The 15,754-nt window shown below is 42.5% G+C and carries 20 protein-coding genes and 1 pseudogene; 6 read left to right on the top strand and 15 right to left on the bottom strand.

Going from position 1 to position 15,754, the window contains the following annotated elements:
* Window positions 1–32 precede the first annotated feature (32 nt).
* A complete protein-coding gene (locus T357_RS0101885; protein WP_155991191.1) occupies window positions 33–188 on the bottom strand; it encodes a hypothetical protein in 156 nt (51 codons plus the stop codon).
* Between the two features lie 364 nt (window positions 189–552).
* Between T357_RS0101885 and T357_RS0101880 the strand changes: the two genes are divergently transcribed.
* Complete coding sequence (locus tag T357_RS0101880; protein ID WP_031548077.1) at window positions 553–1,224, top strand: bZIP transcription factor; 672 nt, start codon at window positions 553–555, stop codon at window positions 1,222–1,224.
* Window positions 1,225–1,425: 201 nt separating this feature from the next.
* Here the strand turns inward: T357_RS0101880 and T357_RS0101875 are convergent, their stop codons facing one another.
* The 12 genes and pseudogenes from T357_RS0101875 to T357_RS0101820 all read right to left on the bottom strand — a co-directional run bounded on the left by T357_RS0101875 (window position 1,426) and on the right by T357_RS0101820 (window position 8,119).
* On the bottom strand, window positions 1,426–1,719 hold the full coding sequence (locus T357_RS0101875; protein WP_031548075.1) for a hypothetical protein: 294 nt from the start codon (window positions 1,717–1,719) through the stop codon (window positions 1,426–1,428).
* A 182-nt stretch (window positions 1,720–1,901) separates the two neighbouring features.
* Entirely contained in the window at window positions 1,902–2,408 is a 507-nt protein-coding gene (locus tag T357_RS0101870; protein ID WP_330373073.1) for a GNAT family N-acetyltransferase, read from the bottom strand.
* Window positions 2,409–2,410: 2 nt separating this feature from the next.
* Window positions 2,411–2,917, bottom strand: coding sequence for a cysteine hydrolase family protein (locus T357_RS0101865; protein WP_031548071.1), 507 nt, complete (start codon window positions 2,915–2,917; stop codon window positions 2,411–2,413).
* Window positions 2,914–3,072 (bottom strand): annotated as a pseudogene (locus tag T357_RS20750) (DNA-binding transcriptional regulator); the annotation flags it as partial. The pseudogene T357_RS20750 and the gene T357_RS0101865, both read right to left, overlap by 4 nt.
* Window positions 3,073–3,224: 152 nt before the next feature.
* Window positions 3,225–3,983, bottom strand: coding sequence for an N-acetyltransferase (locus tag T357_RS0101855; RefSeq protein ID WP_031548069.1), 759 nt, complete (start codon window positions 3,981–3,983; stop codon window positions 3,225–3,227).
* Between the two features lie 12 nt (window positions 3,984–3,995).
* Window positions 3,996–4,409: a TIGR04076 family protein gene (locus tag T357_RS0101850; protein WP_044915874.1), complete on the bottom strand. Its 414-nt coding sequence runs from the start codon at window positions 4,407–4,409 to the stop codon at window positions 3,996–3,998.
* A 254-nt stretch (window positions 4,410–4,663) separates the two neighbouring features.
* On the bottom strand, window positions 4,664–4,903 hold the full coding sequence (locus tag T357_RS19855; protein ID WP_049962208.1) for a CDP-alcohol phosphatidyltransferase family protein: 240 nt from the start codon (window positions 4,901–4,903) through the stop codon (window positions 4,664–4,666).
* Window positions 4,900–5,571, bottom strand: a complete 672-nt coding sequence (locus T357_RS0101840) for a CatA-like O-acetyltransferase, family 3 (RefSeq protein ID WP_031548065.1) — start codon at window positions 5,569–5,571, stop codon at window positions 4,900–4,902. The genes T357_RS19855 and T357_RS0101840 overlap by 4 nt, the downstream gene beginning before the upstream one ends.
* 4 nt (window positions 5,572–5,575) lie before the next feature.
* Complete coding sequence (locus T357_RS22295; RefSeq protein ID WP_442944857.1) at window positions 5,576–5,809, bottom strand: GNAT family N-acetyltransferase; 234 nt, start codon at window positions 5,807–5,809, stop codon at window positions 5,576–5,578.
* Between the two features lie 19 nt (window positions 5,810–5,828).
* Window positions 5,829–6,395, bottom strand: a complete 567-nt coding sequence (locus T357_RS0101830; RefSeq protein WP_031548061.1) for a TetR/AcrR family transcriptional regulator — start codon at window positions 6,393–6,395, stop codon at window positions 5,829–5,831.
* A gap of 353 nt (window positions 6,396–6,748) precedes the next feature.
* Entirely contained in the window at window positions 6,749–7,111 is a 363-nt protein-coding gene (locus T357_RS0101825) for a hypothetical protein (RefSeq protein ID WP_049962205.1), read from the bottom strand.
* A gap of 276 nt (window positions 7,112–7,387) precedes the next feature.
* Window positions 7,388–8,119: a GntR family transcriptional regulator gene (locus tag T357_RS0101820; RefSeq protein WP_031548057.1), complete on the bottom strand. Its 732-nt coding sequence runs from the start codon at window positions 8,117–8,119 to the stop codon at window positions 7,388–7,390.
* Between the two features lie 327 nt (window positions 8,120–8,446).
* Here T357_RS0101820 and T357_RS0101815 point away from each other — a divergent pair, with 327 nt between their 5' ends.
* The 5 genes from T357_RS0101815 to T357_RS0101795 are packed head-to-tail and all read left to right on the top strand — an operon-like array spanning window position 8,447 to window position 12,240.
* A complete protein-coding gene (locus T357_RS0101815) occupies window positions 8,447–8,914 on the top strand; it encodes a PTS sugar transporter subunit IIA (RefSeq protein ID WP_031548055.1) in 468 nt (155 codons plus the stop codon).
* 56 nt (window positions 8,915–8,970) lie between these two features.
* On the top strand, window positions 8,971–9,459 hold the full coding sequence (locus T357_RS0101810) for a PTS sugar transporter subunit IIB (RefSeq protein ID WP_031548053.1): 489 nt from the start codon (window positions 8,971–8,973) through the stop codon (window positions 9,457–9,459).
* A gap of 24 nt (window positions 9,460–9,483) precedes the next feature.
* Window positions 9,484–10,284, top strand: coding sequence for a PTS mannose/fructose/sorbose/N-acetylgalactosamine transporter subunit IIC (locus T357_RS0101805; RefSeq protein ID WP_031548051.1), 801 nt, complete (start codon window positions 9,484–9,486; stop codon window positions 10,282–10,284).
* Window position 10,285: 1 nt separating this feature from the next.
* A complete protein-coding gene (locus T357_RS0101800; RefSeq protein ID WP_081828006.1) occupies window positions 10,286–11,122 on the top strand; it encodes a PTS system mannose/fructose/sorbose family transporter subunit IID in 837 nt (278 codons plus the stop codon).
* Window positions 11,122–12,240: an SIS domain-containing protein gene (locus T357_RS0101795; protein WP_242840046.1), complete on the top strand. Its 1,119-nt coding sequence runs from the start codon at window positions 11,122–11,124 to the stop codon at window positions 12,238–12,240. Before T357_RS0101800 ends, T357_RS0101795 begins: the two co-directional genes overlap by 1 nt.
* Window positions 12,241–12,649: 409 nt before the next feature.
* On the opposite strand, the gene rlmD is transcribed toward T357_RS0101795, so the two are convergent.
* Together rlmD and T357_RS0101785 are read right to left on the bottom strand one after the other, a co-directional pair.
* Entirely contained in the window at window positions 12,650–14,029 is a 1,380-nt protein-coding gene (gene rlmD / locus T357_RS0101790) for a 23S rRNA (uracil(1939)-C(5))-methyltransferase RlmD (protein WP_031548045.1), read from the bottom strand.
* A gap of 74 nt (window positions 14,030–14,103) precedes the next feature.
* The gene (locus T357_RS0101785) at window positions 14,104–15,753 is read right to left on the bottom strand and encodes a GGDEF domain-containing protein (RefSeq protein WP_031548043.1); all 1,650 of its coding nucleotides are present in this window, start codon (window positions 15,751–15,753) and stop codon (window positions 14,104–14,106) included.
* Window position 15,754: the final 1 nt, after the last annotated feature.

Raw genomic sequence — 15,754 nt, 5'->3', positions numbered from 1 at the left:
ATGACATAGAGTGGCTACCTCAGCAATATTCTTTATTCTATTAGAGCATCTTTTGTAACTGTTTTTGAATAAGCAAAATCCATGTCACCATCTATAAGTACTATATCTCTGTACATATTAGTGTTAAGGAGTTTTATCACTTCAGCCTGTGAGATATAAAAACTAATCCCCGGCGCATTGCAACTCATAAGATTTACACCCGCGTCTTCAACATCTTTATGTGTAATTAAATACAAAATATTCTTTCTTCTTTTAATTTCTATTTTTCCCTTGACTTTAAACTATAGCGGCACTATAATATATTTTTACAGAAGCGCCGAAAAGGATGAAAAAATGCTGGGTTTTTCAGCAGAATTGTGTATAATATAGATAGAGGAACATGAGGTCTCTCAACTGAAATGTTCTTTTGCACTTGCAAAAGTGTTTTTTGGCCGACGAGGCCGTATAAGAAAGGATAATTTGACCGACGAGGTCACTCTGGTTAGCCAGAGTAGGGTATGGTTAGCGCCGTACCCTTATTTTTTTCCTATAACACTAAGGAGAATTCCTATATTGAAAGAGTATCTTAAGGCACAAAGCAAAACAAATGAGATTATCGTCGGGAATACGATCAATTCCGATGAGCTTGATCGCTTTTCGAAGTCAGACTTCCGTTGGGCTGACAACAGAAAGAAATCCTTCCGGCAAAGGTCTATAAAAAAGGGAGAAATCTACCAGTTTGAGTTTGGCAAGAATTATATCCCGGAGATGTCATATGAACATCGCGGGCTTGTGATTGGTGTCAAACAAAAACTTCTCTATGTGCTTCCTATCTTTTCCTATGATCCGGCAAAGCATACAGATGTTTATCATCCGGTCGACTTCCCTGCATCCAAAAGCGATATGTTTCTTTTGAAAAGCAGTGAGTTTTCTTTCATTTCACATGATTCAGTGCTGAAACTTAACGATATCAGAACCGTAAGTGTCAATAGAATTCTCTATCAACAAAGCGGAAGGATTGATCCTTCTTCAACTACATACAAAGAAATCGAAACGCTGGTCCTGCGTAAGTACTTTCCAAGTTTCCTGCGCGATTATGAGCAGAAAAATAAAACCATAGAATCTCAAAATGAGCAGATCAATACACTCACAGAAGAAAAAACGGCTTTAGAGACTGAAAATAATCAGCTCAAAGCAGAAATCGAATCCTTACGGAATCAACTTAATGCAAATGCAAATAACTGAAATCAAGGGTACTTCCAATCGCGGGAGTACCCTTTTTTAAATCTTTTTTTCGACCATAATTCAATAAAAGATAATCTGAGTCTAGCACTTATCAGTGTGACCTTTTTCCAGATAATGCAAGAGAGTATGGAAAAACCGCAGCCATCTGACTCAACAGACAACTACGGTTTTATATTATCAGGTTTAATAAACGTATTCTTATTATATCATCTGATCCGCCCTAAGCGCCTCCACAATAGCCTTTTCCTTCTTAGGCGGACACTGTGGTTGCTTTGCATTCTCAGACTTATGTGACCAAACATTCTCTCTAATCTCAATCCCACATTTCTTTTTTACCTGTGTAATATAAAGAGTTGAAACGTGCATTCCATCGTTATGGTCTGCCACATATTTCCTAATCTCCGCATATGTAGCCTTGGTCTCAGCACTTGTCGCATCCAACTCATCCAGATCAATCTCAACCTCCAGATAATCATCCGGTTTCTTTTGGGACAAAAGAACAACCGTCTCGACGTCGTTTCCTGTGGGTAAAAATCTCGTTATTGAATCAGTCAAACATTTTTGATTAAGAATACGGGATGTGAATGAATTATGCAAGTTATCGCAACATTTTTTTAGTTTTTTAAATCATTTGTACTGTTAACCTTCAAATTGCTCTTCTTATGCAATGAGTTTTCCTACCTGTAAAATACCGACACGTGCGTTGTTCCATTCGCTTCATCGGGGTACTCACGTTCAAATCTCATCCCTATCGATTCGGCGGTTCTGATGGACGCTTCATTTGTATACTTACAGTAAGAATACAATGCCGGATAATCCGTATTCACAAGCGCCCAGTCCATCACGCCTTTCGCTGCTTCCTTTGCATAGCCCTTATGCTGACAATCGCGGCGAATATGATATCCTATCTCCGGAAGTATTTCGCCGTCTATATTCTGTAATGTAAGTCCGCAGTCGCCTATCATTTCCCCGGTCTTCTTAAGGCAGACAGCCCACATTCCAAAACCGGTCTCATTATACCGGTTCATGTTTCGTTCTATCCATTCCCTGACTTTCTTTTCATCAAAGATGTATGGATAATGCTTCATGATTTCCGTATCTGCAAGGACCAGATACAAGGCGTCAAAATCATCCTCATTCATCTGACGCAAAAACAATCTGTCAGTCTCAACAATCACTTTCATATTTATAGTTCCTTACTGTCCCCGATGCACTTTTCAAGCGGCTGCACCTCACAGCCCTTATCCGCATAGTACTTAAACATCTCGTCCATCTTTTTCAGATCATAACTCGTTACACAATCGGATATCACACATACCTTATATCCGGCTTTTGCCAGATTATAGCTTGTTGATTTAACACAGCCTGTTGCATCGGCTCCGGTAATATAAAACTCTTCTATCCCGTTTTCCTCAATAAATCCGGCAAACGCTTCACTCGTAAGAGCACTGGCCTTGGACTTTTCAAATATATTCTCTGATACGACCTTAAGTTCAGGAACCAATTCAGAGCCTTTGGTATCCGGCTTGAAGGTTCTTGTTTTTTCGGACAAATTGTAGTGCCTGATATAGATAACATGCATATCGCCCGTCACTGCCCAATCGATTGCCTTGTTTACCTGCCCTATGATCTTTTTGTAATTCTTCGTAATGTCATTCTGAAGGTCTATCACGACCAACGCTTTATTTTTCATTCCCGTTCTCCTTCATATCTTTTGGCTATTTCAGAGGTGATCTGATAGAGCTTTTCCCTGATCCGCTCCGGTTCCAGGACAGTCACCTTATCCCTGCATGAAAGCATCCATGAAAGCAATCCCTCATCATCTGCATATTCATGTTCAAACAATAGGCTTCCGTCATCTTGTCACCAATTCAACTTCATCTTTTGTCAATTGAAACATAAAATCATCCGGGGATTGGGGGTTGTTCCCAACGAGCTGCACAGGCTTTGTCTGGACACAGACATTGCTTGCGCGAAAGAACAAACTCTCTCTACTGTCATTAGTTGCAACAAGAATTGTTTACCAACTTTAAGAACTTCTTATCATTCATCTGCTCGTTCGTGATATACTCCCCATCACAGAATAGCGAATACGTCGTGATCGGAGTCGGTGCATTCTGAGCATCTTCTCTGCTTTCAATTTTTACAGCACTTAATGATATACCGTTCTTCTCAGCGGTTTCTTCCAGAACCGGTACATACTTTGCATTAAATGGGCACTGATTCGTATAGTAAAGAACATAACCGCTCTCATCTATGTGGGGATGTCTGGCACATTCCTTGAACACTGGTTTCTCGGTTCCTTTTTCAAACGGCAAATACCATAACTGTATCCCATTATCAGCTTCATCACCGACTTCAAAGCCTTTATATTTCAGGAATTTCGGATCAGCCAGAAACGGCTTTTTCTTTGCTGCAGCAAGAATGCAAAGTCCTTTCTTTCCCTTCTCCTTGCTGTCTTTGATGCATTCGGAAAGCAGGTCGCTTGAATATCCATGACCTTTGAAAGAACCGGAAACCCATAGGCAGTCTATATACATATACCCAGGTGCTTCGATTGGATTCCATGCATGCTCTGCAGGAATATATTCTATGAAGCATTTCCCGCGCTCCACACTTTTTAAGAATACAAGCCCCTCATCAAATCTGTCCGCAAGCCACGCCTTCTTTGAAGATACCTGTACATCTTTATTGTTGGATATGGCACAGCAGATATGCTCCTCTTCCAGATTCTCTTTTGTAACCCTGATATACTCCATAGCCCTCTCCTCCTACTCTCTCCGTTCCACTTCGGTCGGCGCAGAGCAATCGTCCCCCGGACGATTTGCGCCCTCCGGATCTTTCCAATATCCTCCCTTATGGAAGTTCTCATTCCCTAGAGGTTTTGCTGTCAATCGGAACATAACGCAGCCATCCGGGCAAACTACAGTTTTCGTGTACTTGCTGTCTCCACCAAGGTTTTCAAGATCTCCGCCACTTCGAACAGCCTCCATCAACGGATACAGCAGCATCATGGTTTTGGAACAGATTCCGTATCCATCTTTGTTTACCGGGCATCCGTATGTGCAGGTGTATGTATCGCCTATCTCTTCTCCGTTTCGGCAGTACCGCTCTGTGTGATCTCCCCTGAGAAAGCCTGTCACTTCAACCGTAAACTCATACTCTTCATCAAACCACTTCTTCATCGTCAGCTCTCCTGTCTACACTCCGTTTCTGTCCGCGCTAAACGGATGTCACCCGGACATCCAGCGCCCTTGTATGATCAGTATACCTGTTTAGGAAGTTAATATCCTGTCATTTTATGTCCGGATCTGTCCTGATAAAGTGCCCTTCCTGAACTGCCGCAAAAGTCGCAACCGCACATACCGGAATCGCCAAATACTTTAGTGGGACTATGGGAAATGTCAAAGGCAGTATAAAAAGCAATACCCCTGTCACCTTATTCATCACTGAATGAACCGCCACCAACTTTCTTTGTACCAATGTGTCCCGAAATGATGTTTATTATCTTTATCAGCGCAATTATTACGATCCATATACACAACCATGCCGGCATACTTATCACCGGGAGCAGCTTTATCAAGCATACTACTACGAATACAAAATCCGCAGCAGTATCAAATCTCGTTCCAAACTCGGTGACAGTATTCATTTTTCGGGCAATAGTTCCGTCTATCATATCTGTTCATCCTTCACTTTACCATTGCAAAACGCAGCCATCTCTTTTTCAAGCAGGCGGAATACATTCGCAATCAGATACCCATCCGCTATCGCATGATTCATACGAACCGACACCGGCATCAAAAGTCTCCCGTTTTCCTCACGGTATTTCCCCCAGTTGATGATCGGCAGAAAATAGAGGAATCCATCTGGCAGTTCAATATTCAGGGAATCATAGGACAGCCATGAAATGTAGGAAGCATCAAACCAGTTCGGATGCTTTTCCATATCAAGGCCATACTCCCTCGTTTGTTTTGCCTTCTCTATGTCAGAGACAGCATTTTTGTAGAATGCGGCATAATCCGGATCATAACTTGTATATACCGGCGTACAGGTCTCGGTATCCTCATGAAAAATATACTGCGTAGGGTTAATCCTGTCATAACAGATCAGTTCCTCAGTCTGCCAGAGATACCCCATTTTGTAATCATCCCGGGAATTCAATACCATGGAAAGGATATATAGGAAATTGACATAGAACTTCGTGTTACTCTCCTTCGAGCACTTAACAAGCTCCGTCACATCAACCCTTGCCGTCATAGAAGTCGAGCACTTGCAATCCTCCGTAAAATGCCGGAATACCCCCTTCCTGTAATAGGTTTCTTTATCAATAACTCTATAGTTCATATCTTTACCCTCTTCTTTTCATCATCAGATAGCAGTTTATCCCCTTTTTATAAAAATCAGGTAGTTCTCCGACACACTTATACCCCAGATTTTCATATAATTTCCTCGCTCCCGGGTTAAAATCATCTACAGTTAAAAAATATTTTGCCGAAGAAGAATCGGAAGCATTATCCTCAAAAAACTTCATCAGCTGTTTACCGATACCACAACTTCTGTATTCTTCCTTTACTGCAACAATATGGAGATAACAACAATAGTCATCTCCTATACTGCTCCATACCAGATATCAGTACATTCATAGATATCTCGAAGCTTTCATCAATAGAAATCGGATTGCCAAAAGAATTATGGATCTGTAGCATGATAAATCCTTCAAGAAAAGCTCTGTAAGTTCTAAGCAAATGATTTGCCACCTCTCTATCTATACCAAGACTATCTGTTTGTTCAAAGAAGAATGAATACAAGCCCTCTGTAGCTTCAAGTAAAGTTTCATCAGAGTATTTGTTATACCAAAGCATCGCCTCAAATACACCCGGATTCTCCATAGAAAATCTGTAAAATGCTATGCCATAATTTTTGAGTTTTTCTTTTGGACTGGTTGAATCAATTCCTGCAACTATCTCATCCGAAACCTTCTTCCAACCATAGATCATAAGCCTATAGTGTAAGTCATCTATTGATTTTACATGATTATATAAAGAAGGTTTTCTGATTCCTAAATATTCAGAAAGAGTTGTAACGCTCAAATATGACAACCCCTTTTCATTTGCTAATGTAGCAGCTTTTTCTATTATTTCTTCCTTAGATAATCCTGTTCTTGGCATATTTACTCCCATTCCTTATAAACTAACACTGTTAGTCTTATTATACTAACACTGTTAGTTTTGTCAATGATATTTCTATACGAACCACTTTACCAAGCATTTTTTAATAATAGAAAAAGGACAGGTTTTTTATTCCCTGTCCTCAAACTTATATCATCTTAAAAAACTTTAGTGCCTCAGTAATAGCATTCTCCTTTTCTGGTGTTGTTCCCGGCTGCCTGCATGGCCGTAGATACGCGAGTATAAATATAGCATTTAGTCTTCTTCATAATATTCCTTTCAATTTTTCTTGACTGATCAGAAAAATCCCTTTATTATCGTTAATAAGGAAATGGGTTTTCACCGGGTAGGGCTTATGCCTGACAGGACTTGCTCGTTTCTTTTTTTATTTCTAAAACATCATATAGGTATTTCTTCCCACTTGAAGCATGTCTTATAAGCAAACGACCTTTAAATATATTGTATCGAACCACTTCCCCATCCTCATTAAATATCGGAACAGCAAATCTAGTCTCATATCGGTACCAACCATTCTTTGCATCTCTGCCGTGCTTAGCCTTTCGGTTATTCTCAAAAATACCGTTTGTAGCAATCTCAATCATCTCCGGCAAAACCTGAGCGGCATTAGCCTTAGCTTTTGCAACTGCTCCTTTTAGCTTCTTTGTGTAAACAGATCCAGCATATTCCCCGGGTAACTCTGTCCCTATATAAATCATTTCCTTGTCTTCTGCGATACTGTAGAAGTCTCCTACGTATTGCTTAAGGTATTTTTCGACCGCCTCCTGTAACTTTTTCAGTGTCCAAAGTTCCTGAGAATAACCAAGATCCGCAGGTCTTTGGCAGGCAACATCGATGATCCATGCAACTGCATCATCGGTAATCTCAACAGGACGACCTTTACGTTGATCATCAAAAAGAGCGCCAGATCAGGATTTACTGAAACCGAATCATCAATAAAGAGACATATACTTTGTATTTCATAATCAATGTGTTCAGTTTTTATTCTCAAGATTGAAATGATATGTATAACGGCTGCCAACGTAATAAGTCTCGGTATATTCAAACCGTTTTCCCGGTTCTGCCCCACTGACATGACATGAAACCAGAAGTGCACACGGTTCAATCTCCAGTAATTCCTGCTGATGTTTGTCAGACATCACTGCACGGAAAGTGTAATCCGCAGCGACCGGATGGATGCCATATTGTTGATCCAGATATTGATATAGGGAATGCTCCAGACAATTGACATCCAGTGCCGGCAGAAACTTTATCGGAATATAGGTTCTGCTCAATGCAGTCCGGACTCCGTCTATGGTTCGAATCCTGCAGATGAAATGTATCAGCTCCTCATCCCGGAGTCCAAGTTTTTTCTGAGCATCCGCTGCATCTGCAGCCCGTATCACACGATAATCAACCAGAATTGCCCCAGGCTTCTTATGTATACCCTCAATATCGCTGGAAAAACTTGATCGGCCCAGATTCGTCACCTCTTTTAATACATTTGCCTCAGGATCTTCTACAAAAGAACCTTTTCCCGGAATCCTTCGAATATAATGCTGATGAACCAGTTCTCCCAGGGCCTTGTTGACCGTCATCCGGCTCACCCCAAAACGTTCGCAGAGCTGCATTTCCGTGGGAAGCTGATCTCCGGGCAGAAGAGTTCCCGTAGCAATCTGTTCAGAAATATACTCAAAGATCCTTTGGTATTGTGTCTTCTGTTTCATTTGTTGACCCTTCATCCAGTTTTTTCTTTGTTCAAAAGAATATGCGAACATCATATTTGTCTATACATCCACTCAAATAATACTATTTTGCCATTCGAAAGTCAAATAACTTTGTATATACAAAATAGCATGTTAATGTATTGACATTTCAATCGTGTCATCTTATATTATATTCAAATGTATATACATTTAATTGCAATTAAATCAATTTTCGAAAGCAGGTTCCAGAAAATACGCAGTCCTGTTTTCAATTATTCCGCAGTATATTACGGAAACTCAGAAATTTCTGAAACAAGCCCTGTACACACGGCGAAAAAAGGAGGCACTATGAAAAACATCATCATTCTGACACACGGAGAATTCTCCAAGGGCATCACGCAGTCCTGTCGTATGATCATCGGTGAAGCTGCAATTCCCCTCGCACTGAGCATTCAACCGGATTCATCCGCCGACATGGTTAATTCCATGCTTGAAAATGCTCTCTGTCACTATCCAAAGGACGAAACGATAGTTCTCCTCACCGATATCCCCGGCGGAAGCACTACCAGATCGGCTCTTTCCATGCTGAATACGCATACGAATCTTATCATAGTCTCGGGCCTGAATCTTGGGCTTCTCCTCGAAATCGCCGTACTGGAAAGTACCGGTGATCTTATGGAAGATCGCAGTCTGATTGAAGAAATTATCGCGGATTCAAGAACAACAATTCAGATCGTCGGCGATTCCACCATATCATCATCCGATTATTCCACAGGTTCAGACAGTCTTGCTTTTGCTGACAGCGATGAACTGTAAAAAGCATTTTCTGTACTGTCGCATTTCACTCAAACAAACAGAAAGGAACACACACAATGATAACGGTACTTCGAGTTGATGACCGTCTTCTTCATGGCCAGGTTGCCGTTTCCTGGATCAGTTTTCTGAAAGCAGACGTGATTCTGATTGCTAATGACGATGTTATTCGCGATACAACAATGCAAACGGCATTTCGATTGGCTTGTCCTCCCGGTGTCACACTATCCATGAAATCTCTGGACGGTGCTGTCAATGTGATCAATAACCCCAAGCATGCATCACGTCGTATTCTTATACTAACAAAAACCATGAATGACGCGGAATATGTCATTTCAAAGACAGAAAATGCTGTTAAAACCGTTTTGATGGGCGGCCTTAGAAGCGGAGAAGGAAAGAAGCAGATTGACATGAACTCCTACATGAATTCAGATGACATCCGAATTATGAATCAATTGGAATCCCAAGGGTTGGAACTATACATGCAGGCGGTACCGTCATCAAAAAAACTCTCTTCGGAGGAAATACGAAACATTTACAATCGATAAACACAGAAAAGGAAAGGTGAAATTATGAGCTTTATTCAGGCGGCTTTATTGGGCCTTCTCGCCGGCATCGGCATTTGGGATAGCCGTGTTTTCGGAATCATGATGATTGACCGTCCGCTTGTTCTCGGACCGCTGGTTGGACTGATTCTCGGTGATTTTACAACCGGCATAGTAATAGGTGCATCTTTGGAACTTGTCATGATGGGTGTTGCGGGAATCGGATCCGCTACACCACCGGATACCATATCCGGAACAATTCTCGCAACAGCATTTGCCATTATTTCCGGCTTGGACATCAGTGCTGCAGTTGCGCTGGCACTGCCTATAGCAACTCTCGGTCAGCTTGTCGGTATTCTCGACCGTACTCTGAATGCAGCCTTTGTACGTCAGGCTGATAAAGCAGCTGACAGAGGTGATTATAAAGGCGTTGACCGTGCTCTCTGGTGCGGTGCAGGACTGTTTTTTATCAGTTATTTTGTTCTTGTTTTTGCCGGATCGCTTCTCGGATCTTCCGTAATAGGTGCTTTTGTAGACCGGATTCCGCAGAGCGTCATCAAAGGTCTGAGCATCGCCAGCGGTATGCTTCCTGCACTCGGAATTGCCATTCTCATGCAGCTTCTCTTCGATAAAAAGAACGCAGCATTTTTCTTTATAGGCTGGGCCATCACTGCACTGATGGGTGTCAATACCGTCGGAGCCGCTGTCATCGGAACAGCAATCGCATATACCATCTACCACTATACTATGGCTGCAAAGGCAACCACACCGATTGTGTCCTATGCAGAACCATCTGAAATGTCGGATGATTTGGGAGGAGAATTGTAATATGGAAAATCAAACCACGAACAATGAATCGGTTATGACCAAAGATGTCTTCAGAAAAACCTTTTGGAGATCTTTTCCTCTTCAGGGTTCTTTCTGTTACGATCGTATGCAGAACCTGGGTTTTGCCTTCGGTATCGCTCCTGCTCTGAAAAAACTGTATCCGGAAGGAGAAGAAGCCAGAGCTGCACTAAAACGTCATCTTGCAATCTTCAACACCACCCCTGCAGTAGTAACTTTTATCACCGGCGCCGCAATCGCCATGGAAGAACAGTTTAAATCCGCCAAAGAGCGCGGCGAAACACCGGATGAAGAATCCATCAATGCAGTGAAGACAGCGTTGATGGGTCCACTCGCAGGAATCGGTGATTCCTTCTTCTGGGGAACACTCCGCATTATCGGTGCGGGCATAGGATGTTCTATCGCAGCCAAAGGCAGTATTCTCGGCGCGATCCTGTTTCTCCTGATTTACAATATTCCAAATTTTTTCGTTCGATACAAAGGTCTTGAAATCGGTTATAAGAGCGGCATCAGCTTCCTTGAAAGCATGACAAAAGGAGGTGCTGTGGCAGTTCTGACAGAAACAGCAAAAATTCTCGGTCTTACGGTTGTCGGCTCCATGTGTGCTTCCATGATTTCTCTATCCACACCGCTTGTCATCACTGTTGGAGGCGCAGAAGTTGTTCTTCAGGACATTTTCGACGGAATCATCACCGGTTTTCTCCCTCTAAGCCTGACCTTTATCATCTACAAACTTTTACAGAAAGGATTCAAGACGACCACACTTCTCTGGGGTATCATCCTTGTAGGAGTGCTGGGCTCCGTTGTTGGTATATTATAATGAGCACATCAAAAATGTATGATTATATCTGTGAAACACCGGCTGTGCTTCACCGTATTATCGACACCAGAAAAGAAATTGTACGGGAATTTGTGGAATTCTACAAAGATAAAACTATCGATCAAATATATCTTCTCGGCTCAGGAACCAGTTATCACGCTGGTGTGAATGCCAAAAGATACCTTGAAGAAGTCCTGCAAAAAAAGGTATTTCCCATGTATCCCACACAGTTTAACCGGAATGAGATAGTATTCGATAAAAACACACTTGTGATCGGAATCTCTCAGGGAGGGCAGAGTCTTTCTACGGTTGAGGGACTGGATTCAGCTAAGAATCAGGGGCTTTTCACCGCAGCGGTATCCGAAAACCCCAGCGCTCTGATCTTCCGTCATGCAGATACAAAGACAAGAATCTGTGTGGATAATGAGAAGTGCGGAGCAAAAACAAAAGGCTTTGCCGGTTCCACACTTACGATTGAGATCATGCTGACTGAACTTGCCCTTGCAAAAGGAGAGATTTCCGAAACGACCGCACAGACATACTATCAGAGGATGATCCGAGTTATCGATAATCTCGGAAATATTATCCTTGCGGCGGACAAGTGGTATGAATGCATCCGTGAAGATTTCCTTCCTGCAAGGCGTATCATTGTTGTCGGATATGATAACAATTACGGATCGGTTTTGGAAGGTGCCTTGAAAATTCTGGAGACTGTCCGTCAGGGAGTTACCGGATACGATATTGAAGAGTTTTTCCACGGAATCTATAATTCCATTACCGAAGATTCCTACCTTTTCTACCTTGCATCCAAAGGCGATTACAAGGAGCGGACCGAGAAACTGATCGAAATCCTCGGGGAATGGACACCACACAACTACCTCATCGGTTCTCCCGACGGAATCCGGTGTATCTCAGATAGATACTGCCTTGTGGATTTTACTGAGGATCCGCTTTTCTCCTGCTGGGAATACATCATTCCACTTCAGATTGTCTCATGTCGGGCAGCCGCTGATCTCGGCCGGAATCCGGATATTCCGAAGGACCCGAATTTCCACGCAAGGATCGGAAGCAAGGATCTGGACGGTATCAGAGATCACTACGAAGCTGATCCCAGCTGATTTTTTTTCATAAAACTGTTCAAAAATGCTGCTGTCAAATCTCACCGACAGCAGCATTTCTTTCATATCTTACCTGATTAAATCCCTCAATCGATGCCGCAAAATGAATGCAATCATAAATACCTTATACAAAATGACGTTTCATCTCCACGCAGAAAATATCATCTGCCGGCTCAGAAACAGTTATTCCCGATTCTTGTACAGCATAAATTAAGTTTCTGATGCATCCTTGTTGTCATGCAAGGCTAGTATTTCTGCGATAAGGCAATACTTAATGTGTCAGATACTTATTATTCGATGTACTAGTGCCGAAATAATATCATTATCTCTGCGTTGAAGTTCACCAAGTGCATAGGCTGCTTCTCAAACGTGAAATGCTCGAAAAAGTGCGTAAATTCAAGGACTTCGACTACTTCACCTTTTGCAGTCCCACGACAGTCTCCACATGAACCGTTTGCGAAAAATTATCCACCGGTCTTACTCTCCTAAGCTCATACCCATGATTCCTCAGATACTTTACATCCCGGGCTAATGTTGCCGGGTCGCAGCTTACATACACAAGCTTCTCCGGTGACATCTCTACTATGGTTGCCAATGCTCTCTCATCGCAGCCTTTCCGGGGCGGATCTACACACACCACGTCTATGCGCTCTTCCGGATGCTGTTTGTACCACTCGGGAAGCACCTCCTCTGCGGCTCCCACATAGAACTCAGCATTGGCAATGCCGTTAAGCTCCGCGTTCTGCTTTGCATCTCTGATGGCCTCAGGGATTATCTCAACACCGTAAACCTTTTTCGCCTTCTGAGACATGAAAAGAGAAATGGTGCCGATTCCGCAGTAAAGATCCCAGACGTTTTCTGTCCCTTTCAGGTCTGCAAACTCAAGTGCTGCACCGTACATCTGCTCTGTCTGCATAGGATTTACCTGATAGAAACTGAGCGGAGATATGCGGAACTTTATATTTCCGATGGAATCCTCGATGTATCCCGGACCGTAGATATCATCAATCTTGGTGCCCATGATGACGTTGGTTCTTTCAGTGTTGACACTGAAGCTTAGGGAATCAACTCTCGCATCCCCTCCACACAGCACCTCCACAAGCTCTTCCCTGTACGGCAGCGCCCTTCCGTTTATCACCAGGCACACCATCAGTTCCCCTGACTTAAAGCCCTTTCTGATAAGCACATGCCGAACCAGCCCCTTACCTGAAACTTCATCATAAGGGTCAATGTCATAGCGCTCCATCCATGCGATGATCTTATCAAGTATGATCTTGTTTTCCTTTACTCCCAGGAGACAGTCCTCACACTCGATAACGCTGTGGGTCCGGCCGGCATAAAAACCTGCGATGATCTTCCCTTCTTTGTTCCTTGCTATAGGGAACTGGGCTTTGTTACGGTATCTGAAAGGATCAGCCATACCAACTACAGGTTCAAATGTCTCGTCCAGAACCTCCTTCTCCACCTCACCGATGCGAAGCAGATCATTATAAACCTTATCCTGCTTAAACTTCAGCTGAGCCTCATAACTCATCTGCTGCAGCTGGCATCCTCCGCACTTCCCGGCAATGGGGCATGGCGGTTCTGCACGGAATTCACTTTTTTCCAAAACCTTTATAAGTCTTGCGAATCCATAATTCTTTTTTACCTTGGTGGCTGCTGCCAGCACCGTATCCCCGATGACAGTATCCTTTATAAACCACACAAACCCGGCATCGGTTTTACCGATGCCGAGTCCTTCACTTGAAAAATCTTCTATTGTAACTGTAAACTGTTCATTCTTTTTCATCTGAAAATCTCCGGTGGAAGCATTAGCCTCCAGGTCTATCTCCGGATGAAGCCAACCTCTGAACAACTATCCCGTTACCTGCGCTCGATAAATACCTTTCCGGCAACATTAAGGGTGACACTTTTAGCGGTGTTCAGTTCTATGTTGTCATGAACCAGAACCGCCTGGCCTGTACCGGTCAGTCTGGCCTTATCCAGAGCAAGATTTGCGCAGGAGGTATAGTCCCATATCCTGTTGTAATTTTCCGGTTTGTGAATGCATATTCCCTGGGACAGTGTAAACTCCGGGAGCTGCTGCACACGTATAGCCTTCAGGATATCATCATTTATGCTTCTCAGACGGTCTATAACTTCATCATCACTATAGTCTTCAAAAAGTAATACAAACTCCGAGCCATCGTATCTTGCAGCATAAAGATGTTCTGATACATATCTCTTAAGGACATTGGAAAACTCCACCAGGCAACGATCACCGGTTCCATAACCATACATATCGTTTATACGTTTCACATTGTCGATATCAAGCATGGCGATTCCGAAAGTCATATGCTTAGCCGAGCATCTTTCAAAGAACCTGTCTGCCATATCATTAAAAGATTTACGGTTTGGAAGCCCTGTCAGGTCATCTTCTACTGTACGTTTCTCTAAAGCCGCTCTGAAATCATAATCCAAAAAGTCCATAACATCAACTTCAATCAGTAAACTCATGGCACGATTCTGAGCATGCAAAGCCGCATTGGAATACTCGCGGAACTTCTCAAGTTCCTCGAACTTCCTGCTGTTATTCTGGCTGTTCTCATAGAAATTGAGCTTTATATTGCAAAGCTCCTGCTTGAATCCGTAAAGATCCGTATAATTCAGGAAATTCTCCATTTTTATGGAAAGATTCTTGAAATAATCCACATAACTTTCATTTTCCGCCAGAATGTTCAGTATAAAGAAATACTCCGAAACGTAATCCCCCTTAAAATTCTTTGAGGAAAAATAGCTGTTAATCTTACCGATATAAGCATCATCCCACTTATGGTCCCCTGTAAATTCATTCCACACAATATGGGCAACGGAAATATAAGGTTCAAAGGAAATACTCTTATTCTCCTGAACATAATTATCCATTTGTGTGATAATGTCTCCGGCGTTTGTGGTATCACCCAAAAGCACATAACATCTCACCAGAGAGCAAAGATGACGCACATAGTAAAGCGGGTAAAAATTTTCCCTGTTTATCAGGTAGAAAAACCTCTCCGTGGCAAGTTGAAACTTGATACCCTCATTATAGTTGCCTATGTTATAGCAAATATCGGAAAGATCCAGATAAGAACGGATCAGTATATGTGCAAACTCCTTGTGTTTTTCAATGTTTTCTTCGGAAATCCTTATGGCAGTGGACAGACACTGCATTGCATTGGACTTATTGCCCTGTCTTGTGAATGCACTGGCCAAAAGTGTTATGGCACGGCACAGCTCGAGCTTGGAATCAGACTCAGTAGCATCTTTGATGGTTTTTTTCAGATATCTCACACACTCACTGCAGTTGCCCCTATTATAGTAGTATCTTGCAATATAATAATTACACAGACTTGAAAGCGACTTATCGCCTCTTCTTCTGGAAACCTGCAGAAGTTCATTGCACACCCGTAAGGTTGACTCCAACGCCTCTTTCTTGTTCTCTTCCAGGGAATCTACCTTTTTGATTATATCCTGACTGTATCTTGAAAAATCCATA

Source organism: Oribacterium sp. FC2011, from assembly GCF_000701645.1.
Classification (GTDB): Bacteria; Bacillota; Clostridia; order Lachnospirales; family Lachnospiraceae; genus Oribacterium.
The sequence above is the reverse complement of the archived record's forward strand: the minus strand, read 5'-3'. Positions and strand labels throughout refer to the sequence as shown.